This is a genomic window from Thalassotalea sp. PS06 (assembly GCF_007197775.1).
Taxonomy (GTDB): domain Bacteria; phylum Pseudomonadota; class Gammaproteobacteria; order Enterobacterales; family Alteromonadaceae; genus Thalassotalea_A.
This window is the reverse complement of record NZ_CP041638.1, coordinates 268814-288623: the sequence shown is the minus strand read 5'-3', so window position 1 is coordinate 288623 and position 19810 is coordinate 268814. Positions and strand designations below refer to the sequence as shown.

The following is a 19810-nucleotide window of genomic DNA, read 5'->3' as shown; positions in this document are numbered from 1 at the left end:
GGTTTTTGCCTTTGTCAAAAGGCGAAAAAAACAAAAGCACCCGAAGGTGCTTTTTCATGCAGGCGAACCTGCGCGTAATTAGTTCATGCCGTACTTTTTAAGTTTCTTGCGCAAAGTACCGCGGTTGATGCCTAGCAAGTTTGCTGCGCGAGTTTGATTACCGCGTGTATATTGCATTACTTCTTCTAACATCGGAGCTTCGATTTCAGAAAGCACTAATTCGTACATATCGTCTACATCGTTACCATTTAATTGCGACAAGTAATTTTTGATCGCGATTTTAGCTTGAGAACGTAAAGGTGAAGCCTTGGTCTGAGTTTGCTGGTCACCGATCACAAATGGAGAAGAAATATTTTGTTCAAACATAAAGTTCAGACTCTTATTTAAGTTAATTGGTCAAAAAACATATTCAATGCATTAAGTTGCTCTTCTGGCAATTCAAGAGCATTGAATATAGGCCGAAATTCTTTTGCCTGGTCATGCGCCTGCAAGTACCAGGATACGTGTTTACGAGCGATCCTTACTCCCATAAATTCACCATAAAACTTATGCAGCTCTTTAACATGCCCTAACAGGATTGATTTTACTTCTTCCACTTCAGGAGAAGGTAAAGTCTCTCCGGTTGCCAGGTAATGATTTATCTCACGGAAAATCCAGGGACGGCCCTGGGCGGCACGACCTACCATGACCGCATCAGCGCCAGTGTATTCCAGTACCTGTTTAGCTTTTTCCGCAGAAGTTACATCACCATTGGCAACAACCGGGATAGTTACCGCTTGTTTAATGGCTTTAATCGTATCGTACTCCGCATTGCCCTTGTAAAAGTCACATCGGGTACGACCGTGCACTGCCAGTGCCTGAATTCCATTTCCTTCAGCTATTTTTGCTATCTCAACACCGTTACGCGTGTTCTCGCACCAACCGGTGCGAATTTTCAGCGTTACCGGAACATCAACGGCATTAACAACGGCATCGACGATGCGTTGTACCTGAGCCGGTTCTTTTAACAATGCTGAGCCAGCGAGCTTTTTATTTACTTTTTTCGCTGGGCAACCCATATTGATATCAATAATCTGAGCACCATTGTCGACATTGACCTGAGCGGCATACGCCATCTCATCTGGGTCAGAGCCAGCAATCTGCACAGAACGGATCCCCACTTCATCACCGTGCTGCATACGCAACCGAGATTTGTCCGACTTCCATACCTTAGGATTGGAAGACAACATTTCAGACACAGCCAACCCAGCCCCTAGTCGACAGCAAAGTTGTCGAAAAGGTCGATCGGTGATCCCCGCCATTGGCGCCAGGATCACATTATTTTCTAACTGATAAGGACCAATGTTCACGTTGATGATTTTTTGAGCTCAAGTTCAAAAGGGCGCTAAGTTTACGTGTTTTTAGCACCAATGAAAAGCCTATAAAATGTACGAAAGGGTATTTTTTTGTACTTTTTTTGGTTGACATTCTGGCAAACATGTCAGCGCTGTCGGGATGTACAGCGAGAGCTGTCGTAACCCTATAAATTTGCACAAAAATACAACAAATTAATGATTATCAATTTGTTGTAACAATATTACGTATTCCGTTAACGACGAATACCATCGAGGCGAATCCACTCTTCTTTCACTGTCATTGGGTTCATCTCGCAATATTGGCCGTAAACCTCAAGCAAAGCATCGCCCTGCTCTTCTAAAATGCCAGATAGCGCCAGCAAGCCACCAGGTTTTACATAGTCGGTGATTATCGAAGCCAATTCTTTTAATGGCCCAGCAAGAATATTGGCAACAACAACATCGGCTTTAAATTCAGGTTGGTCATCAGGAAGGTATAAGGATAAACGGTCAGCAACGCCGTTTCGTTCGGCATTTGCTTTGCTAGCCTGCAATGCTTGCGGGTCGATATCAATACCAATAACGCGCTCAGCGCCAAGTTTTAATGCCGCTAGCGACAATATTCCTGAGCCACAGCCAAAATCAACAACCGTTTTACCGGTTAAATCCAGACCATCGAGCCAGGTAAGGCACAAGGCGGTAGTTGGATGAGTACCGGTACCAAATGCAAGGCCCGGATCTAACATGACGTTAACGGCATCTGGCTCTGGTACTTCACGCCAGCTCGGACAAATCCATAAACGTTGTCCGAATTTCATCGGATGGAAATTATCCATCCATTCGCGTTCCCAGTCTTTGTCTTCCAGTTGCTCAAGCTTATATTGCATATCCTGCTTGTCAGGATGAATGGATTTTAGATAGGAGATGACTTTATCCATATCATGACTGGCATCATATAAACCCATTACCACGGTATTCGCCCAGTAGGTGACTTCATCACCGGGTAGTGGTTCATAAATAGGAGTGTCTTTGGCATCAAAAAACGTTACCGCCTGTGCGCCACAAGCGGAAAGCCAATCAGAATATTTTTCGGCAGTTTCTTCATTTGCTGCCAGTCGCAATTGAATCCAGGGCATTATTACTCGCCAGTAGAGAGAAAGTACTCCATAAGTTTATCACGCTCCCTCGGCGCTTATTAACTGCTTTGTCGATAATTTCGATATTTAATACCAATCCCACTAAGTTTGTGCACAACTCATAGTTAGGGCCGAGGTTCAGTTACAACATAGATTTTATTGATATAGTCATTCTATATTAATGAAATATAGGGCAGTAAATGGGCCTCTCACTAACTCCCTTCGGGTGAGTTTTAAAGGCATTTATCCTGCGTTACTGATTTTGGCTAATTTTGAAAATGGAATAACCATTCTCTGCAATCAAAGCCTTGTCTAAAAGCCTTTAAATTCTCACTGAGTGAGCAATAATTTAATGGGATTGGTATAAGTGTCATTGTTAGTTAGAAGAAATGGTTATAGGTATTGCCGATAAAATCTGCGAAGATAAGGTCATCTTTGTCAGGAATTTCAAATATCAGGTATGCAATATTTCCCAGTCTTTTTAGATGCTGAAAAACTCTCGGTGATCGTTGTCGGAGGTGGCAGTGTCGCCGCTCGTAAAATTGAACTGGTAAGTAAAACGCCAGCGAAAATAACCATTATCTCGCCTGAGATTAACAACACGGTTGCTACCTTAATAGAACGGCATGGTATTAACTGGCAGCAGAGTATTTATGAGGCCGCCTTGCTTAAAGATGCTCATATGGTGATAGCCGCGACCAGTGATGAAGCGGTTAACGCGAAAATCAGTGAAGATGCCGGTGCCCTTAACATGTTGGTGAATGTCGTTGATTCTCCCGAGCTGTGCACTTATATCACCCCAGCTATCATCGACAGAGATCCGATGTTAATTGCTTTATCCAGCTCCGGCAGCGCGCCAATTTTACTGCAAATGTTAAAAACTCAGATTGAACAAGTACTGCCTGCTCAGTACGGTAAACTTGCCGATTTTTGTGGTTTGCACCGAAAAGAAGTCCAGGCAACTATTGATGATTTCGCGACACGCAAAGCATTTTGGCAGGAAGTACTGACTGGAACGATAGCGCAAATGGTTATGGATGATGAAGCAGATAAAGCTGAACAAGCATTTGTAGAACGCTTAACAACCTTTAAGCAAAATCCAAACGATGACAAGGGAACTCTGTCTCTGGTGATCGCCAACGATAATAATCCAGATTTATTAACCCTGGCTGCTTATCAAGCGATGCAAATCGCTGACATTGTTTTCCTGGAGTCTGGATTGAATCAACGCTTTTACGAGTTTGCAAGACGAGACAGCGAGAAAGCGCCAGTGTTTGCGCTCAAAGAAATGACCGAAGCAGTTCAAGCCGGACAACGGGTTGTGGTTATTGCCACCAGAAGCGATACCATCGATGAGTTAAAACGCCAGTGCTCAAATGTGTATGCAAGTGGCTCTTTCTAACTATGGTATTAGCTGTGGCCCTGTTCAATCTCAGCGGCTTCAAGATACTGCCAAACTTGTTCGGCCTGATTAAGGCAATTCTCACATTCCTGTGGATGGCCGTTTAACATTGCCTGTTCAGCCCTTTTAGTCAGTTGCAGGTGTTCTGCAATTAGTTGTTCAATGAGATCATGTTCGACAGCCATACGTACCTCCTATCGAGAACCCTGGCGTTATACCAATCACATTACCTTGTCGCTCACTCAGTGAGAATTTAATGTGATTGGTATGAGATTGGCGCCAACCGTCACCTTTAATTATAAACAGCGACAGCGGCGGCGCAGAGTTTATTTGAGTAAATAGTTCACGATGGCTTCGCCAACGCCGCCTGCAGATGCTGGATTTTGCCCAGTAATTAACTGGTCATCGACGATCACATTTTCCGTCCAGGGGCTTCGTTTTACATACTTTCTGGAGGTTCGGGTCAATGCTTCTTCCAACAGAAACGGAATTTTATCGATGGTGCCAAATTCCACTTCTTCTTCGCGAGTAAATCCTGAAACAACGTGTTTTTCCAATAACGGCTGTCCATTGGATAAGGTAACAGGCAATAGCGCTGCAGGACCGTGACAAACCGCGCCAATCAAACCACCGCTTTCGTAAAAAGAGGCGGTTTTCGCTGCTACGCCTTTGTGCTCAGCGAGATCGGAAAGCAAACCAAAGCCGCCAGGGAAAAATATAGCAGCGTAGTTTTCGAGCTGGATATCATCAACCGGCAGGGTGTTTTGCAATTTGGTTTTGACATCTTCGCGCGCCAGAATCATCGCGTTTATCGCATCACCTTCGGTGTCTTCGCCGTATATCGGCGCGGCTCCGCCGTGAATTGAGGCAATGTCAAAACCGAAACCGGCGGCAAAAAACTTTTCAAGGGCATGGGTGAGTTCCGGTGCATAGGTACCATTGGCTTCGTCTGTTGTACCTAAAGTTCCATGGTTGGTAACCACAACGAGTATCTTAATCATCTTGTCATCTCTTTCCAAACTGCTGGCTGCAAGTATAGTTGCTGATTTAAGGGATTATTCGATTCAACCCACAGATCAGATCACTTGTTCATCTCTCTAAAACCCAAAGATAGGAAAAAGATTTCAATTTAACCTGGTGGGTACAGGTAAAAACCTGAATCTCTGCTAAATTAACAAATATCAGCCAGAAGATTTTTCCGTTGAATAGGCACAAACCGGACGTAGACAACAAAAACAAGGAGCAACTATGACATCTTCAAATAGCGGTGATTTATGGGATTGGCGCGCCGCTATGCCAGAGTTGGCATCTATTTCCAGTCAGATCCAGACTCAGATAAAAACCGAAGAGTTCACCGACCATTACAAAGTCATTGCAAAGTTTCCGGGGTCGGTACGGGATAACATTCGCGTCCAGATTCATGAAAAGACGATGCTACTATCGACGAGCATCACACCCCATCAATTAACCGCTAAAAACAAACCTCACCTGCATTCAGCGATGCGATCCAGTGATAAATTAAGTCACCGGACCATCGAACATAAAATAGAATTTGCTCATAAAGTAAGCAGTAAACTGGTGCATCGCCATTTTCAAAACGGGGTATTAATACTTATTTTGGCCAAGCGTTAAACACCAACACAGTATTTCCCGACAAATTAAATTCGCCAGCTAAGATTAGTCAATTGCTTGCCAACCTTGTTTTTGATGGCTTTGTTGCACGGCTTCAATCAACCCTATAATAATTTGTGCATCGTCTAGTCCGTATGGTGGTGCCGTTTTCGATAAAATAGCTTTTGAAAAATCTTCAATCTGACTTAGATAATGATCATTGTATGCGACAGGGATTATTTCAGGGTTTACCTTACCGGATTCAAATAACAGGATCTGGGTATCTGCAGTATCAAGAGCAAACGGCTCATCAACGCGAATTCGGCCTCTTTCACATTGAATTTCCAAATACTGACCCGCAGCCAGTTGCGTCGAACAATTGAAGCTCGCCTGCACTTCGCCAAAATCTAATTGACCGCTCGTCATTTTGTCGGTTTTAAACTGTTCATCAAAAACCTGATTAGCGATCACCCGCTTGGGTTCACGCTCTAGTAACAATCGCGAAACCGCAAGACAATAACAACCAATATCATACAAGGCACCACCACCAATATCGGCTTTATTGCGAACGTTATCGGCATCGCGATTGAAATAGGTGAAGGTCACATGAATGTATCCGATCGCACCAAGGTTTCGGATTTTCATCAAATCTTTAATTCGTTGCCATCTCGGGTGGTGACGATACATAAAGGCTTCCATTATCGCCAAGTGAGGGTGTTTGTCCGCTTCATTGACAAGCTCACGCAGTTGCGCACTATCTAACGCAATTGGCTTTTCACATAAAACATGCTTACCGGATTTAAGAGCTGCAATACTCATCGGAACATGAAGGTGATTCGGCAATGGGTTGTATATGACATCAATATCCGGGTCGTTTAATAAAGTCTGATAGTCGCCCTGACAAGCACTTATATCGAGAGCTTTGGCCCATTTTTCAGCACGCTCCGGGTTTCTGGAAGCCATAACGATATCATCGACGAATGCCGATATTTTTAATGCTGGGATGACTTTTTCGCGGCCTATTTTGGCGCTGCTTAACACCCCCCACTTCAGTTTCTGTTGATCTTTCACTAAGGGTTTCACCTTGTTAATCACTTTCATCTGGCTACTAGACTAGCACACTCCTGACCTCAACAAATATCAAACCAACAAGACATAATGTAAAACACACTTGACACATGAAAACAAATGTTCGATAAATTATGTCAAGCGTATTTTACTTTTTGACAAAGGAGATAGACATATGAACGCAGCGACACGATCATCTGACTGGCAAAATCAGAATAAAAAGAACACCCGGAATCTGGCGATATGGACATTCGCCTGGGTATTATCGATGGCACTGGCAACCCTTGGTCCACAATTGATTTGGCAAGATAACGATCTATACAGCATTCTGGCCATTGTATTAAATGTGTTGATCGGTTTTGGCATGATTTACGCCAATGTTATTCACCTGAAAGGGCTGGATGAAATGCAGCAAAAGGTTCAGTTGCAATCTATGGGACTTACGTTGGGAATTGGTATGGTGTTAGGATTTGCGTATTCGAATCTGGATATTGCCAATGTCATTGCCTCAGACGCGGAAATTTCCCATTTAATGATTTTGATGGCACTGACTTACATGGTTTCACTTTTTATTGGACTGAAACGCTTGTCATGAAAAATAAATTAAAAGTATTAAGAGCTGAGCGCAACTGGACTCAGGCAGATCTTGCCAATTATCTTGATGTTTCCAGGCAGACCATTAATGCTATTGAAAAAGGTAAGTTTGATCCCAGTTTGCCATTAGCTTTTAAAACTGCGCGCTTATTCAGCCTGAAAATTGAAGAAATCTTCGAAGATGAGACCGATTAGAGTGTGTTTTCATCGAGATGAACCTGGACCGCCTGTCGGTCCACTTTCTTTAAGCTTTGAACAACCAGATTAAACGAGTTATCGATCATCCTTTCTATCTCTCCGTTAGGGACCGAGCCATCAAGTATAACGGTATTCCAAAGGCGCTTGTTCATATGATACCCAGGAATAACCGACTTAAAAATATCTCTGAGCATAACAGCTTCATCGGGATCACATTTTAAATTCATCCACCAAAACGCATTGTCACCTTCCCCACCTATACCCATTTTTCCAAGCGACAATGTGGCAAACATTTTTCCTTTCACTTTGTATACTTCGATCCCCTCTCCAAACGGATACTGCATTTCGGTAAATGGATTGCTAAGCAGGTATTTGCGAATGTGCTCTGTCATCTGAATTCTCTGAGATAATTTGCATGGTTTAAGCAAAAACAAAGGAGCCGAAGCTCCTTTATTATTTTGTTAAATTCTAAGAGATTTTCTTAGAAAACTACATTTACGTCCGAAGAACAGGTTGAAGTACCTTGCTCACACACCTTATAGGTGTATGTTGCACTACCTTTAACACCGATGTTATCAGTATACGCACCAGTATCAGCACCACTGAAGATTACTGAACCGTTACGGTATACATCAACATTTGTAGCGCTAGTGCCCTGCCAGGTCAAATCAACAATCGGAAGACCGCGGCTCTTGTAACCGTTAGCACTTAATGAAATGTCACCGCCGCCAGGACCACCAGTATCTCCACAAGCATTTGCCGCAAGATAATCGTAAGCCGCTTTGGCTTTAACAATACCGTAGCCGAAGTAAACATCATTACCGGCTGCGCCAGAATCTTCTGCTGTGGCTTTGATTGCCGCACGAATGTCCTCACCGGTACATTCTGGGTAGTTAGACCATACTAATGCAGCTAAACCAGCAACGGCAGGAGTTGCCATTGACGTACCGCTCATATAACCATAATCAGTAGCAAATATATCAACATCCGCATTCACCCCAGCTAAAATAGCTGCGCGGTCTTCTAATGCGGTTCCTACTACAGGAATGGTTGTGGTATTAGCTTCACCTAACGTACCGTAAAGCATGCCTGGTTCGTTGTTGATAATAATGGCACCTACACCACCTGAATCCTCACAGTTTTTAGTTTTATCGTGGAAACTGATGTTTCCGCGATCAATCAAACAGACTTTACCGTCTGCACCAGCGTCAACCGCTTCTGCAGTCCCCATAAAATAGGTTGCACCAGAAGCACTACCAAAATTTTCCATACCGGAAGATGCGTAACTACTGCCATCCAGAGACACAGTGCTCGCAGCTGCAGTACCTGCAGGGTAAGTTGATAAGGTATCTACACCACCAGCGGTTACCTCGACACAGATAGTTTCATCGGTACGAATGTTTTTACCGCGACCGGTTTCACAGCTTGGGAACTGAGAAAAATCGGCAATATTATTATCGGCATCGTTAGCACCAATCATCATTACCGAGGTATAACCGGCAGGATATGAGCGAACGGCATTACCATCGTTTCCCGCAGCGGCAACCACTAAGCCACCATTAGCGACAAAATTTTCAAAGGCGTTCGATTCTGCAGTACTGGTACCGCCACCACCGAGACTCATATTGATAATGTTAGCGCCGGCCTGTGCACAAAGGTCAGTTGCATGGGCTAAATCTGATGAATAGCCCCAGCCATCGGCATTGAATACACGAATAATGTGCATGGGTACTCCAGGGGCCATACCGACAACACCGAAGTTATTATCAGCTGCACCTACGGTCCCGGCAACATGAGTACCGTGAGCAGTACCAGCATCAAACCAGTTACCAGTACCCGGGTCATTGTCACCGGTGATATCTGCCCAATTGAAATCGTTGTTATTGATATCAAGACCTGAATCGATAACACATACCTTTACACCCGAAGAAGGGTTAAAAGATACCTGATCAGCCTGTGACTGATAAACGGCATAAGGGGTTAACTGCTGTGTTTCCGGATTACCGGCATCATCATTGAAAGCCGCGAAAAGCTTCCGCTTTTGATCCGCTTCTACCAATTTGATATGAGGATTATTAAGTAATCCCTTAATTTCAGACAGGTCTTTACCTGCAAAATCTGCAGCGATAAAATTTTTGCCATCGACTTTAATGTCACCACCAAGTTGCTTGGTAAGCGCCTTAACTACGCCTTTATTTGGGTTATCAACCTGAATGATTACGCGCTCGGCATGTGCCATGGTGCTCATCGCGGTTAATACAGAAAGGCCAATTGCTGACATCGTAAATTTTTTCAACATGACGACTGTTCCTTATATTGTTTCATTGTCATTAGTTTTTTGGGGGCTAACTTTGAAAACAGCCTATTCATGTCAAAGTAGACTCACCTTAGCTCAAAAAAAACAGAAAACCCAATAAAATGAATTAAAACAATACGTTATCACTTCTTAAAAAAGCCTATAAAAATTGAATAAGGCAAAGCTGACAAGGAATGCAGGGAAGTGAAAAACGCCAAATTGGTAAAAATTTAATTTAGAGCACAAAGACTAAAAAGATGTTTTAGCTGAAAGTAGTGAAATGATGATTTAGGAGAATATAATCGCTGATTAACATCTTCATTGTAATCAGCGATTGTTGTTTTCAAACAGTTGAATCAGGTATCGGCATTAACCGTAGAAAGTTCGCGTTCAAGCCAAACAATAGCTTTACCACGGCCCATATCAAGACCATGAAATTCACGTAAATTCAGCTTATCAACCTTACGCAAATCAACGAGCTTTGCTACATCTTCAGAATCTTGTTTGGTGTAAGAAACGACACCAATGGCTACCAAATCTTCATGAGAAGCAATGTGCAAGCGAGTTTCATAGGTCATGGTGTAGTTATGGATACGATTTACTAACACCGCAAAAGGCCCATGAAAATGACTAAGCAAAAATTCGTCATATTCTTCGCACATTTCCAACGTCATAACCACGCCTTCGTCCACCAGGACTTCTGCGATATTGTCACTAATGATATTAATATAACCAAAACTCAGGGTATATTTCATGCATACTCCAACAGCATTTATTTTTATCAAAGGGGGCTTTGACGAGCGTTATATTTGTACAAAATTACAATAGTGCGCGTAAAAAAGAAACAAAATATTACACCATATTTTTCATTTGTGAATAAAAAATTTTTGATATTTAGTAAATATTTCGTAAATTTTCAACAGGTTACTTATAGAATTGAATGCGCAACTATCCCCTCCTATGCTTGTAGACACACAAACCTCGAAAAAATTCAATTTGCCGTAAAATTAATCATTTAGATGCCAGAAATTATCAACTTTGCAGGTCTGAATATTAATGGCACAATACCTTAAAACATTATGAAGGAAGAAGAATGCGAGTTGTCGTTCTGCTACTGCTGTCTCTAAGCAGTATGTTTAGTATCGCAAATGAAAATGCTGAACAGATTTTCGCCGACATGGCCCCTGCTTTATATCAGATAAGAATCATCGATAAAGCAACGGGCGAAAAATCGGGAATTGGAAGTGGTTTTCAAATTGGTGAGAATGGTTATATTGCCACCAACTACCATGTTATCTCCGGCTACGCTCAGCATCCGGAAAAATACATCATCGAATATGAGGACCATGAGGGCAAAACTGGCCAGTTAAGCCTGCAAACCGTCGATGTTATCAATGATCTTGCCATTGTCCTGCATGAAGAAAACCCACAGCCGCTGCATTTTATTGTCTCTGAACAGACACCTAAAAAAGGAGAACAGCTTTATTCCCTGGGGAATCCCCACGATCTGGGCATGATTGTCGTCCCTGGCACTTATAACGGACTTAAAAAAGAAGCGTTCAATGATCGTATTCATTTCACCGGCTCAGTAAATCCTGGTATGAGCGGTGGCCCTGTGGTCAATGCTTATGGGGATGTAGTTGGCATTAACGTTGCCACATCGGGCAACCAGATAGGGTTTCTGATCCCCCATGACAAGCTTGCACAACTGATAAATGACTTTGACGTGCAGGTAGAGAAAAGCATTAATCAACAAATTACCGAACAACTGGAAGATAATCAGGATAAGTTAATCAATACGATTCTGGGCTCCCCATGGACAAGCAAGTCATTTGCCAAAGCCCGGATCCCAGAAACCGGAGTCGATTTTATTCGTTGTTGGGGTAATTCTAATGCGGACCGCCCTGATGACTTGCTATTCCAGGCGATAACCCAATGTCAGATGGAAGAAAGTGTATATATCTCCGATAGCTTCAGCACCGGCAAAGTATCTATGGAGTTCCACTTCTTTGAAGGCGATGACATCAGCAGCTGGCGTTTTTATCAAAATTACAAATCTTCGATTACTCAAGCCGCCGCCGATAACCAAGCGGGCAAAGAGGATGTCACTGAGTTTGAGTGCCAGCATGACATTACCCGCACCAATGAAAATACCATGACCAATAAAACCATCATGTGCGTTCGTGCTTATAAAAAGTATCAGGGGCTATTCGATATAATGTTCCTTGCTGGTTCCGTTGATAAAGGCAATCAGGCACTCGTTAGCCATTTCACATTAGCCGGCGTTAACCAGACATTGGCACAATCCTTCACCAAGCGTTTTATGGAGGCTAGCCAATGGAACTAATCATCGAAGAAATCAGTCGCGGTAATAAGCTGATTGGTCGCCATAAGTATCAAGGACAATCGCTACAAATTGGTCGCGGTTATCAAAACGATTTAATTCTCTCTGATCCTCATGTTTGCGCCGAACATCTGCAATTGCGTTATGACAACGATGAACAGCAATGGTACGTACGTGATTTACAAACTCTCAATGGCAGTGTTAATGGCTCAGGTAAGCCAATGCAAGCCGAGCAAAAGCTGCATTCTGGTGATGTGATTAGAGTTGGCAAAAGCCAATTAAAATTCCTCTCACCGGATCATCCGGTTGCCGACAGTGTTAAGTTCTCATCCATGGAGCACTTCGTTGAATTTAGCGGTCAGTGGTGGGTGATTATCGGATTAATTGCTCTGCATACCTTAGTAACTTTATTTTTTAATTACATGAGTGTAGATGTCAGAGAAATATCCTACTCGAAATTGTTTAGCGATTCGTTGATTACCAGTCTGGTGGTATTAATATGGCCGCTAATTTGCGGATTTATTGCCTTTATCAATAAACATGAAGCAAGGCTTCGCAGTCAGATTGGGGTAACCTTTGTGATCATCAGTCTGTTCTGGGTTTCCGATATCCTCGAGGCACTGCTTGGGTTTAATACTTCAAGCGCATTCTCGCTGGAGTGGCTGTTTTTTATTCTGGCGGTGATTATCACCTTCACTCTTTTCTGGTTTAACTTTTATATTGCTCTGCATCAAAAACCGCAGCGTCGACTCAAGTTTGCCGGTGGCCTGACAGCGCTAATCTACGGGGCGGTATTGTTATTTAATGCTGGCAATGAGCCAGAGTTTAATCCTTTCCCGGAATATAACGCACAGATTATGACGCCTGGCTTCTTGTTGGTTTCAGGCGAAACCAGTGAAGAATTTGTAGATAACAGTGATGCATTATTCAGTGATACTAAAAAAGCAGCAAAGAAAAAAGCTGAAGATGAGTAACGATTCACTGTCACTTTCAGAGATTAAAAAAGCGCGGTATTAACCGCGCTTTTTTGTATATCGAGGCAAAGTATTATGGACGAGCGATAAAGCCTACCGCGTCATATACCTTACTTAGCACACTTGATGCCTGTGCAGAGGCTTTTTCAGCGCCAGTTTTCATCACTTCATCAAGGAATGCCTGGTCCTGACGATATTGATGGAACTTTTCCTGAATCGGCGTCAACATGGCAACAACAGCTTCTGCCACATCACCTTTCAAATGACCATACATTTTATCTTCGTATTCAGGCACTAGCTGTTCAACAGTCTTGCCGGTAGCGCAGGAAAGCAAAGATAGTAGGTTAGATACACCCGGCTTTTCCTGAACATCAAAGTAAATGCGTGCCTGTTCGTCAGAATCGGTTACCGCACGTTTAATCTTCTTAGTAATTTTCTTTGGATCTTCGAGCAAGCCGATAAAGTTGCCTGGGTTAGTGTCCGACTTCGACATTTTTTTAGTCGGTTCCTGCAGGCTCATTACGCGGGCACCAAATTCTGGAATATAAGGATCTGGTACCGTGAATGTGTCGCCATAAATATTATTAAAACGATTGGCAATATCGCGAGCTAATTCTAAATGTTGCTTCTGGTCGTCGCCTACTGGTACACGCTCGGCCTGATACAAAAGAATATCCGCGGCCATCAATACCGGATAAGTAAACAAGCCAGCATTCATATTCGCTTCCGATTTTTGTGACTTGTCTTTGTATTGGGTCATGCGATTAAGCTCACCCATTTGCGTGTAACAATTTAGTACCCATGCTAATTGCGAGTGCTCTGGTACATGCGACTGAACAAAAATGGTGCTCTTATTATGATCAACACCACAGGCAAGGTACAAAGCCAGACCATCAAGACAGGCATTGCGTAATGCCTGCGGGTCCTGGCGTACGGTAATCGCGTGCAAATCAACCAACGAATAAAAACATTGATGATCGTCCTGCATCGCTACCCATTGACGCAATGCACCAAGATAGTTACCAATGGTTAATTCACCTGATGGCTGACAGCCACTTAAAACAACAGGTTTTGACATAATTTTCCTTTATATCAGCACTTGCTAGTGCCGTTTCATCTCGATTTAAATTGTATCTCGTTGTGCCAGTCGTGAGCGCATCTCAGTAATTGTGGCGCGATAATCATCACTGGCAAATATTGCCGAACCGGCGACAAACATATCTGCACCCGCCGCTGCGACGTCAGCAATATTGTCGAGGTTGATGCCACCATCAACTTCTAGCCGTGTCGACAATCCGTTTTCATCAAATAACGCCCTGGCTTGTTTAATCTTTGCTAATGTCTGGGGAATAAAAGACTGGCCACCAAATCCTGGGTTTACTGACATTAGCAGCAGAACATCGAGTTCCTGTAAATAAGGTAACGCGACGTCCAATGGCGTTTCGGGGTTTAATACTAACCCGGCTTTACAACCATTATCCTTAATTAACGCCAGTGTTGCCGCGACATCGCTACTGGCTTCAGGGTGAAAGGTAATGATATTGGCACCGGCTTTAGCGAACGGCGCAATTAATGCGTCAACCGGCTCAATCATCAGGTGTACATCGATAGGCGCGCTGATCCCATAATCTCTGAGAGATTTACATACCATTGGGCCTACTGTCAGATTCGGAACGAAGTGATTGTCCATCACATCAAAATGAATAACATCAGCACCAGCATCCAGAACTTTCGCAACATCGTCACCAAGTCTGGCAAAATCTGCCGACAATATGGACGGAGCAATTAAATAACCTGGCATTTTCACCCCCTGTAAATTCAAGCGCTACTTTACCCAAATACGCCCACAATTTAAAGAAAAACGCTTTGCACCAACAAAGAAAATAGCGCTCAAAAATAGTGCAATATTGGTTGGTTAACCGGACAGCATTGTGCCTTAACCTCGAGCTAACATTTTTATAACACCTGATAGTTCAACGGCTGAAGAGCAACATTAGATTAATTATTCGAATTGGCACAATAGTTGAAGTCATAGAAGAAACCTCTGGTTAATAATAATAAAAAACAACAATTTACTTTAAATAAATCTAAGGAACAAAAATGAAAATAATGAGCAAAGCTGCGCTAGCTGTATCAGCGGCATGTATGATGTCTGTATCTACTTCTGCTTCAGCGGAATTTAGCGCGAATGCCGGAGTTGTCTCGCAATACTTCTTCCGTGGTATCGCGCAAACATCGACAGCCTCAGCAAGCGCCGGCGCGGACTATGAGAATGGCGGCTTTTATGTCGGTACCTGGGCGGCGGACGTTGAGGATGGCCTGGAAATCGACTTTTATGGTGGTTATGGCTTTGAAACCGACGGTGGTTTAGGATTTAGCGCCGGTGTTACCAGCTATCAGTACACCGGTGATTTCGACTCTGCGTACAATGAAATTAACCTGGGCTTTAGTTTTGGATTCTTTTCAGCCACATATAACGTTGGTACACACGAAGATGATGCTGGACTGGGTATCCCGGAATCTGATTACGATTTCCTGTCGCTAACGGTCGAGCATGAAGGTTTTTATGCGACCTATGGTACCTGGGGCAAGGATTTTGATGGTGATTATGTGGAAGTCGGATACGGTACCGAAGTTGCGGGCTTAGATCTCGGCGTCGCCTTAATTGCCAATTCTGATGAACTAGATGTGGAAACTTTCGCTGGCGAAGGTGATGAATCTTTAGTATTCAGCATCGGTAAATCTTTCTAATAAACAATACTTCTCCCAATAAGAAAGCCGGCAGTTGTATGCAGTCGTCGGCTTTTCTCTTACTACACCTGGTTTATACCTATCCAAAGAGCATCCAAACTGCACCAACATTACTCCCTCTGTTATCAACTCCTCTGCATATTCATGCTATTTGTCGCAGTCTGTTCAAATAATCAAATCAGACCAGTGATGTTTAAAAAAACCTGCAATTTTGTTTTATTTTCTAAACATAACATCTCGACTCTAGTAGAAATACTATGCTAGTGTGTAATAAATCGAACACTTTAAGGCCAAATCGATAATTTATGACAAATTCAGGCGATCCCCATCAATCCACCCCTTTGGTTGGCGTTGTTTGTGATATGGAGATAATCGGCCCGCATCCTTTTCATGTGGCCGGCCATAAATATATTCATGCTTTGGTGGCAGGCAGTAACTGCACACCAGTATTGATCCCGGCTTTGGGAAATCTCGAACATTTAAAACAACTCATCCATACGCTCGACGGCATACTCCTTACCGGCGGTTATTCAATGGTTAATCCTGTGCACTATGATGGCTCGCCAGCAGATGCTGAAACCAAGCTAGATGGTGATCGCGATAGCACCACATTGCCTTTGATTAATTTGGCCATCGAGGCCGGTGTACCCGTTCTTGGTATCTGTAGAGGGTTTCAGGAAATGAATGTAGCCCTTGGCGGTAGCCTGCATCAAAAATTGCATGAAACCGGACAATATATCGAACACCGGGAAGACAAAGAAAAGCTATTAGAGCAACAATATGATCTTGCCCACAGTGTTCGCCTGAACCCTGACGGTCAGCTTTATAGCTTATTTGACAGTGAAGACATCGAAGTAAACTCGCTTCATACCCAGGGAGTTGACCAACTTGCACCAGGATTAAACATTGAAGCCGTAGCAACGGATGGTCTGGTTGAAGCGTTTTCAGTAAAAGATGCAACAAGCTTTGCTATCGCGGTGCAATGGCATCCGGAATGGCAATTTAATAACAATAATTACAGCCGCAAGCTTTTTTCTGCGTTTGGACAAGCTTGCCAACAGCGACAACAGGTAAAAAATAACCATGGATAACATTAAGCAGTGGCTAATTGACCACAACATTGAAGAAGTACAGTGTCTGACCAGCGATCAGACCGGTGTTGCAAGAGGTAAAACGCTACCAGCAGCAAGCTTTATTGACGGCGCTAAGGTTAAACTGGCGGAAGGCGCCATGTTAATGGCCGGCAGTGGCGAGCTTATCGAAGACGATATATTGTTTTCTCTTATCGATGAGCGTGACATGGACATGATCCTAAAACCGGTTGAAAACGGCTGTTACATCTTACCCTGGGCGAAAAAGCCTACGGCAATGATTATCCACGATGGCTACTCGCATCTTGGCCATGAATTTGATTTGGTACCAAGGAATGTTCTGAAAAAGGTACTTAAGCTTTATCAGGATAAAAACTGGCAAGCCATTATCGCCCCGGAAATGGAATTATATCTGACCGCGAAATGCACCAATCCGGATGAACCATTGCAACCGCCGAAAGGCCGTTCAGGTTATCAGGAAATCGGCCGCCAGTCTTTTGGTATGGAAGCAACCGATGAATTCGCACCGTTTATTGACGATGTATATAAATGGGCGAAACAAATGAATTTGCGACTGGATGCCGTTGTTCATGAAGAAGGGCGAGCTCAGTTTGAATTCAACTTGATTCATGGCGATCCGTTAATGATGGCAGATCAGGTATTTGTGTTTAAGCGCATGGTAAAAGAAGCGGCGAATAAGCATGGCTTCACCGCGACATTTATGGCCAAACCTATCAGTGGACAACCAGGAAGCGCGATGCATATCCACCAAAGCATTGTCGATGCTACCAGTGGTAAAAATATTTTCGCTACCGAGGACGGAGACACAGATCTGTTTCGTTACTATGTCGGTGGATTACAAACCTATACGCCAGATGTAATGGCAATATATGCACCAAATGTTAATTCATACAAACGCTTTGTTGCTGGTATTGCGGCGCCGGTAAATCTGCAATGGGGCGTCGAAAACCGTACCGTTGGCCTGCGCGTACCAGATGCGCCAATTCAGGCTCATCGAATCGAAAACCGATTACCAGGGGCTGATTCCAACCCTTATCTGGCGATTGCCGCCAGCCTGCTTTGTGGCTATCTGGGTATGGTTGAAGAGATTGAGCCATCAGAGCCGACGTTAACCAAATGCAATAAGACTCGTTCAAATGAATTACCACTGAATTTTGACGCGGCATTATCACGCATGATCAATAGCGCCAAAATTAATGAATATATGGGTGAACGTTTTGTTCAGGGCTTTACACAAACCCGCAAAACCGATTATGAAAATTATAAAAATGTCATTTCCAGCTGGGAACGACAGTTCTTACTAAATACGGTGTAAGTTGAGAATAACAATGCAATCAGAATTACAACAATTAAACAACGCCCACCACCTGCAGCCATTTAGTGACAATAAAGCACTGGCAAAATCAGGTCCTCGCATTATCGAACGCGCCAAAGGCGTTTATTTTTACGATAGTGACGGCAATAAATTTCTTGATGGTATGGCCGGCCTATGGTGTGTAAACCTGGGCTATGGCCGTGAAGAACTGGCACAAGTTGCGATGCAGCAAATGAATGAACTGCCTTACTACAACCTGTTCTTTCAGACTACGACCACACCAACTACAAAGCTGGCTTCTAAAATTGCCGAGCTCGCGCCTTCACATATGAACCGGGTATTTTTTACTGGTTCTGGGTCCGAAGCCAACGATACCAACTTCCGCATGGTAAGACGCTATTGGGATTTAAAAGGTAAACCAAATAAGAAGACCTTTATCAGCCGTGAAAATGCGTATCATGGCTCCACGGTAGCCGGCGCAAGCCTGGGCGGTATGGACTACATGCACAAACAAGGCGATCTACCCATCCCAGGTATCGTTCATGTCGATCAGCCATACTGGTTTGGCGAAGGCCAGGGCATGAGCGAAGATGAATTTGGTATCAAGGCTGCGCGTTCATTAGAAGCGAAGATTCTCGAAGTCGGTGAAGAGAATGTAGCAGCATTTATTGCCGAACCTTTCCAGGGTGCCGGTGGGGTAATTATTCCTCCAAAAACTTATTGGACTGAAATCAAAAGAATCTTAGCCAAATATGACATTCTGTTTATTCTCGATGAAGTTATTGCTGGCTTTGGCCGTACCGGTGAGTGGTTTGCCAGCCAGTACTTCGATTTAAAACCAGATTTGATCACTATCGCCAAGGGTATGTCATCGGGTTACCTTCCGATCGGTGGTGTTATTGTTTCCGATAAAGTAGCAGATGTATTGATTGAAGAAGGCGGTGATTTCAATCACGGCTTTACTTACTCTGGCCACCCAGTTGCCGCCGCTGTTGCTTTGAAGAATATTGAAATTCTTGAGCAGGAAAAGATTGTTGAGCGGGTAAAAAGTGATATCTCGCCTTATTTACAACAGCGCTGGCAAGAACTTGCTTGCCACCCTATCGTTGGCGAAGCCAGGGGCATGGGCATGGTTGCAGCGATTGAGCTGGTAAAAGACAAAGCGACCAATGAACGCCTGGATGTGGATTGCAAAGCCGGCGGCATCTGCAGGGATTTTGCCGTTGCCAATGGTCTGGTAATGCGTCCCTGTGGTGACACCATGATTATTTCTCCACCTCTGGTAATTAATAAACAGGAAATTGACGAGCTTATGAGCAAAGCGAAGAAAACCCTGGATGACACCGCCAAATTTTATGGTATAAGTTAAATATAATACCAATCACATTAAATTATTGCTCACTCAGTGAGAATTTAAAGGCTTTTAGACAAGGCTTTGATTGCAGAGAATGGTTATTCCGCTCTCAAAAACAGCCAAAATCAGTAATGTAGTCCAAACGCCTTTAAAACTCACCCGTAGGGAGTTAGTAAGAGGCCCATTTACTGCCCTATATTTCATTAATATAGAATGGCTATATCAATAAAATCTATGTTGTAACTGAACCTCTGCCCTAACTCTGAGTTGTGCACAAACTTAATGTGATTGGTATCATTGCCGCGTCCAATAGTCACTGTT

The 19810-nt window shown here is 43.4% G+C and carries 21 protein-coding genes; 10 read left to right on the top strand and 11 right to left on the bottom strand.

Translation table 11 applies throughout. The features are described from left to right. Positions 1–78: 78 nt before the first annotated feature. The 3 genes from fis to prmA form a co-directional block, all read right to left on the bottom strand. Positions 79–366, bottom strand: coding sequence for a DNA-binding transcriptional regulator Fis (gene fis, locus FNC98_RS01285; protein ID WP_136734824.1), 288 nt, complete (start codon positions 364–366; stop codon positions 79–81). A gap of 17 nt (positions 367–383) precedes the next feature. Next, positions 384–1349, bottom strand: coding sequence for a tRNA dihydrouridine synthase DusB (dusB, locus tag FNC98_RS01280; protein WP_185968026.1), 966 nt, complete (start codon positions 1347–1349; stop codon positions 384–386). Positions 1350–1588: 239 nt separating this feature from the next. Next, on the bottom strand, positions 1589–2470 hold the full coding sequence (prmA, locus tag FNC98_RS01275) for a 50S ribosomal protein L11 methyltransferase (protein ID WP_143579565.1): 882 nt from the start codon (positions 2468–2470) through the stop codon (positions 1589–1591). 460 nt (positions 2471–2930) lie between these two features. Between prmA and FNC98_RS01270 the strand changes: the two genes are divergently transcribed. Then, positions 2931–3872, top strand: a complete 942-nt coding sequence (locus tag FNC98_RS01270; RefSeq protein WP_143579564.1) for a bifunctional precorrin-2 dehydrogenase/sirohydrochlorin ferrochelatase — start codon at positions 2931–2933, stop codon at positions 3870–3872. Between the two features lie 8 nt (positions 3873–3880). On the opposite strand, the gene FNC98_RS16750 is transcribed toward FNC98_RS01270, so the two are convergent. Both FNC98_RS16750 and FNC98_RS01265 read right to left on the bottom strand, forming a co-directional pair. Next, positions 3881–4057 carry a hypothetical protein gene (locus FNC98_RS16750; protein ID WP_185968025.1) on the bottom strand — a complete coding sequence of 59 codons (177 nt, stop codon included), beginning with the start codon at positions 4055–4057 and terminating at the stop codon, positions 3881–3883. Positions 4058–4198: 141 nt separating this feature from the next. Then, positions 4199–4873 (bottom strand): type 1 glutamine amidotransferase domain-containing protein, encoded by a 675-nt coding sequence (locus FNC98_RS01265; protein WP_143579563.1) that lies wholly within the window; start codon positions 4871–4873, stop codon positions 4199–4201. 247 nt (positions 4874–5120) lie between these two features. Here FNC98_RS01265 and FNC98_RS01260 point away from each other — a divergent pair, with 247 nt between their 5' ends. After that, the gene (locus tag FNC98_RS01260; RefSeq protein ID WP_143579562.1) at positions 5121–5504 is read left to right on the top strand and encodes an Hsp20/alpha crystallin family protein; all 384 of its coding nucleotides are present in this window, start codon (positions 5121–5123) and stop codon (positions 5502–5504) included. 45 nt (positions 5505–5549) lie between these two features. Here FNC98_RS01260 and FNC98_RS01255 read toward each other — a convergent pair whose 3' ends face one another. Then, the gene (locus tag FNC98_RS01255; protein WP_185968024.1) at positions 5550–6554 is read right to left on the bottom strand and encodes a Gfo/Idh/MocA family protein; all 1005 of its coding nucleotides are present in this window, start codon (positions 6552–6554) and stop codon (positions 5550–5552) included. Positions 6555–6726: 172 nt separating this feature from the next. On the opposite strand from FNC98_RS01255, the gene FNC98_RS01250 reads away from it, so the two are divergent. Next, the gene (locus FNC98_RS01250) at positions 6727–7146 is read left to right on the top strand and encodes a hypothetical protein (protein WP_143579560.1); all 420 of its coding nucleotides are present in this window, start codon (positions 6727–6729) and stop codon (positions 7144–7146) included. Next, on the top strand, positions 7143–7340 hold the full coding sequence (locus FNC98_RS01245) for a helix-turn-helix transcriptional regulator (protein WP_143579559.1): 198 nt from the start codon (positions 7143–7145) through the stop codon (positions 7338–7340). Before FNC98_RS01250 ends, FNC98_RS01245 begins: the two co-directional genes overlap by 4 nt. Here the strand turns inward: FNC98_RS01245 and FNC98_RS01240 are convergent. From FNC98_RS01240 to FNC98_RS01230, 3 genes are all read right to left on the bottom strand, one after another. Then, positions 7337–7735: an MmcQ/YjbR family DNA-binding protein gene (locus FNC98_RS01240; protein ID WP_143579558.1), complete on the bottom strand. Its 399-nt coding sequence runs from the start codon at positions 7733–7735 to the stop codon at positions 7337–7339. The genes FNC98_RS01245 and FNC98_RS01240 overlap by 4 nt on opposite strands. A gap of 89 nt (positions 7736–7824) precedes the next feature. Next, positions 7825–9642, bottom strand: a complete 1818-nt coding sequence (locus tag FNC98_RS01235) for a S8 family serine peptidase (protein WP_143579557.1) — start codon at positions 9640–9642, stop codon at positions 7825–7827. Positions 9643–9995: 353 nt separating this feature from the next. Continuing rightward, positions 9996–10394: a hypothetical protein gene (locus tag FNC98_RS01230; RefSeq protein ID WP_143579556.1), complete on the bottom strand. Its 399-nt coding sequence runs from the start codon at positions 10392–10394 to the stop codon at positions 9996–9998. A gap of 338 nt (positions 10395–10732) precedes the next feature. Between FNC98_RS01230 and FNC98_RS01225 the strand changes: the two genes are divergently transcribed. Beyond that, a complete protein-coding gene (locus FNC98_RS01225; protein WP_143579555.1) occupies positions 10733–11986 on the top strand; it encodes a serine protease in 1254 nt (417 codons plus the stop codon). Continuing rightward, on the top strand, positions 11977–12957 hold the full coding sequence (locus FNC98_RS01220) for an FHA domain-containing protein (RefSeq protein WP_143579554.1): 981 nt from the start codon (positions 11977–11979) through the stop codon (positions 12955–12957). Before FNC98_RS01225 ends, FNC98_RS01220 begins: the two co-directional genes overlap by 10 nt. Positions 12958–13030: 73 nt before the next feature. Here FNC98_RS01220 and trpS read toward each other — a convergent pair whose 3' ends face one another. Both trpS and rpe read right to left on the bottom strand, forming a co-directional pair. Beyond that, the gene (trpS, locus tag FNC98_RS01215; RefSeq protein ID WP_143579553.1) at positions 13031–14035 is read right to left on the bottom strand and encodes a tryptophan--tRNA ligase; all 1005 of its coding nucleotides are present in this window, start codon (positions 14033–14035) and stop codon (positions 13031–13033) included. Between the two features lie 45 nt (positions 14036–14080). Further along, the gene (gene rpe / locus FNC98_RS01210; RefSeq protein ID WP_143579552.1) at positions 14081–14758 is read right to left on the bottom strand and encodes a ribulose-phosphate 3-epimerase; all 678 of its coding nucleotides are present in this window, start codon (positions 14756–14758) and stop codon (positions 14081–14083) included. Between the two features lie 299 nt (positions 14759–15057). Here rpe and FNC98_RS01205 point away from each other — a divergent pair, with 299 nt between their 5' ends. The 4 genes from FNC98_RS01205 (at position 15058) to FNC98_RS01190 (ending at position 19504) form a co-directional block, all read left to right on the top strand. After that, entirely contained in the window at positions 15058–15708 is a 651-nt protein-coding gene (locus FNC98_RS01205; protein ID WP_143579551.1) for a TorF family putative porin, read from the top strand. Positions 15709–16013: 305 nt separating this feature from the next. Next, positions 16014–16799, top strand: coding sequence for a gamma-glutamyl-gamma-aminobutyrate hydrolase family protein (locus FNC98_RS01200; protein ID WP_143579550.1), 786 nt, complete (start codon positions 16014–16016; stop codon positions 16797–16799). Next, positions 16792–18135, top strand: a complete 1344-nt coding sequence (locus FNC98_RS01195) for a glutamine synthetase family protein (RefSeq protein ID WP_143579549.1) — start codon at positions 16792–16794, stop codon at positions 18133–18135. The genes FNC98_RS01200 and FNC98_RS01195 overlap by 8 nt, the downstream gene beginning before the upstream one ends. A 13-nt stretch (positions 18136–18148) precedes the next feature. Then, a complete protein-coding gene (locus FNC98_RS01190) occupies positions 18149–19504 on the top strand; it encodes an aspartate aminotransferase family protein (RefSeq protein ID WP_143579548.1) in 1356 nt (451 codons plus the stop codon). The last annotated feature ends 306 nt before the right edge of the window (positions 19505–19810 follow it).

What these genes read in the sequence shown, in the direction of transcription:
- fis (WP_136734824.1), bottom strand. Translation starts at nt 366, where the DNA reads ATGTTTGAACAAAATATTTCTTCTCCATTTGTGATCGGTGACCAGCAA.
- prmA (WP_143579565.1), bottom strand. Translation starts at nt 2,470, where the DNA reads ATGCCCTGGATTCAATTGCGACTGGCAGCAAATGAAGAAACTGCCGAA.
- FNC98_RS01270 (WP_143579564.1), top strand. Translation starts at nt 2,931, where the DNA reads ATGCAATATTTCCCAGTCTTTTTAGATGCTGAAAAACTCTCGGTGATC.
- FNC98_RS16750 (WP_185968025.1), bottom strand. Translation starts at nt 4,057, where the DNA reads ATGGCTGTCGAACATGATCTCATTGAACAACTAATTGCAGAACACCTG.
- FNC98_RS01265 (WP_143579563.1), bottom strand. Translation starts at nt 4,873, where the DNA reads ATGATTAAGATACTCGTTGTGGTTACCAACCATGGAACTTTAGGTACA.
- FNC98_RS01260 (WP_143579562.1), top strand. Translation starts at nt 5,121, where the DNA reads ATGACATCTTCAAATAGCGGTGATTTATGGGATTGGCGCGCCGCTATG.
- FNC98_RS01250 (WP_143579560.1), top strand. Translation starts at nt 6,727, where the DNA reads ATGAACGCAGCGACACGATCATCTGACTGGCAAAATCAGAATAAAAAG.
- FNC98_RS01245 (WP_143579559.1), top strand. Translation starts at nt 7,143, where the DNA reads ATGAAAAATAAATTAAAAGTATTAAGAGCTGAGCGCAACTGGACTCAG.
- FNC98_RS01240 (WP_143579558.1), bottom strand. Translation starts at nt 7,735, where the DNA reads ATGACAGAGCACATTCGCAAATACCTGCTTAGCAATCCATTTACCGAA.
- FNC98_RS01235 (WP_143579557.1), bottom strand. Translation starts at nt 9,642, where the DNA reads ATGTTGAAAAAATTTACGATGTCAGCAATTGGCCTTTCTGTATTAACC.
- FNC98_RS01230 (WP_143579556.1), bottom strand. Translation starts at nt 10,394, where the DNA reads ATGAAATATACCCTGAGTTTTGGTTATATTAATATCATTAGTGACAAT.
- FNC98_RS01225 (WP_143579555.1), top strand. Translation starts at nt 10,733, where the DNA reads ATGCGAGTTGTCGTTCTGCTACTGCTGTCTCTAAGCAGTATGTTTAGT.
- FNC98_RS01220 (WP_143579554.1), top strand. Translation starts at nt 11,977, where the DNA reads ATGGAACTAATCATCGAAGAAATCAGTCGCGGTAATAAGCTGATTGGT.
- trpS (WP_143579553.1), bottom strand. Translation starts at nt 14,035, where the DNA reads ATGTCAAAACCTGTTGTTTTAAGTGGCTGTCAGCCATCAGGTGAATTA.
- rpe (WP_143579552.1), bottom strand. Translation starts at nt 14,758, where the DNA reads ATGCCAGGTTATTTAATTGCTCCGTCCATATTGTCGGCAGATTTTGCC.
- FNC98_RS01205 (WP_143579551.1), top strand. Translation starts at nt 15,058, where the DNA reads ATGAAAATAATGAGCAAAGCTGCGCTAGCTGTATCAGCGGCATGTATG.
- FNC98_RS01200 (WP_143579550.1), top strand. Translation starts at nt 16,014, where the DNA reads ATGACAAATTCAGGCGATCCCCATCAATCCACCCCTTTGGTTGGCGTT.
- FNC98_RS01195 (WP_143579549.1), top strand. Translation starts at nt 16,792, where the DNA reads ATGGATAACATTAAGCAGTGGCTAATTGACCACAACATTGAAGAAGTA.
- FNC98_RS01190 (WP_143579548.1), top strand. Translation starts at nt 18,149, where the DNA reads ATGCAATCAGAATTACAACAATTAAACAACGCCCACCACCTGCAGCCA.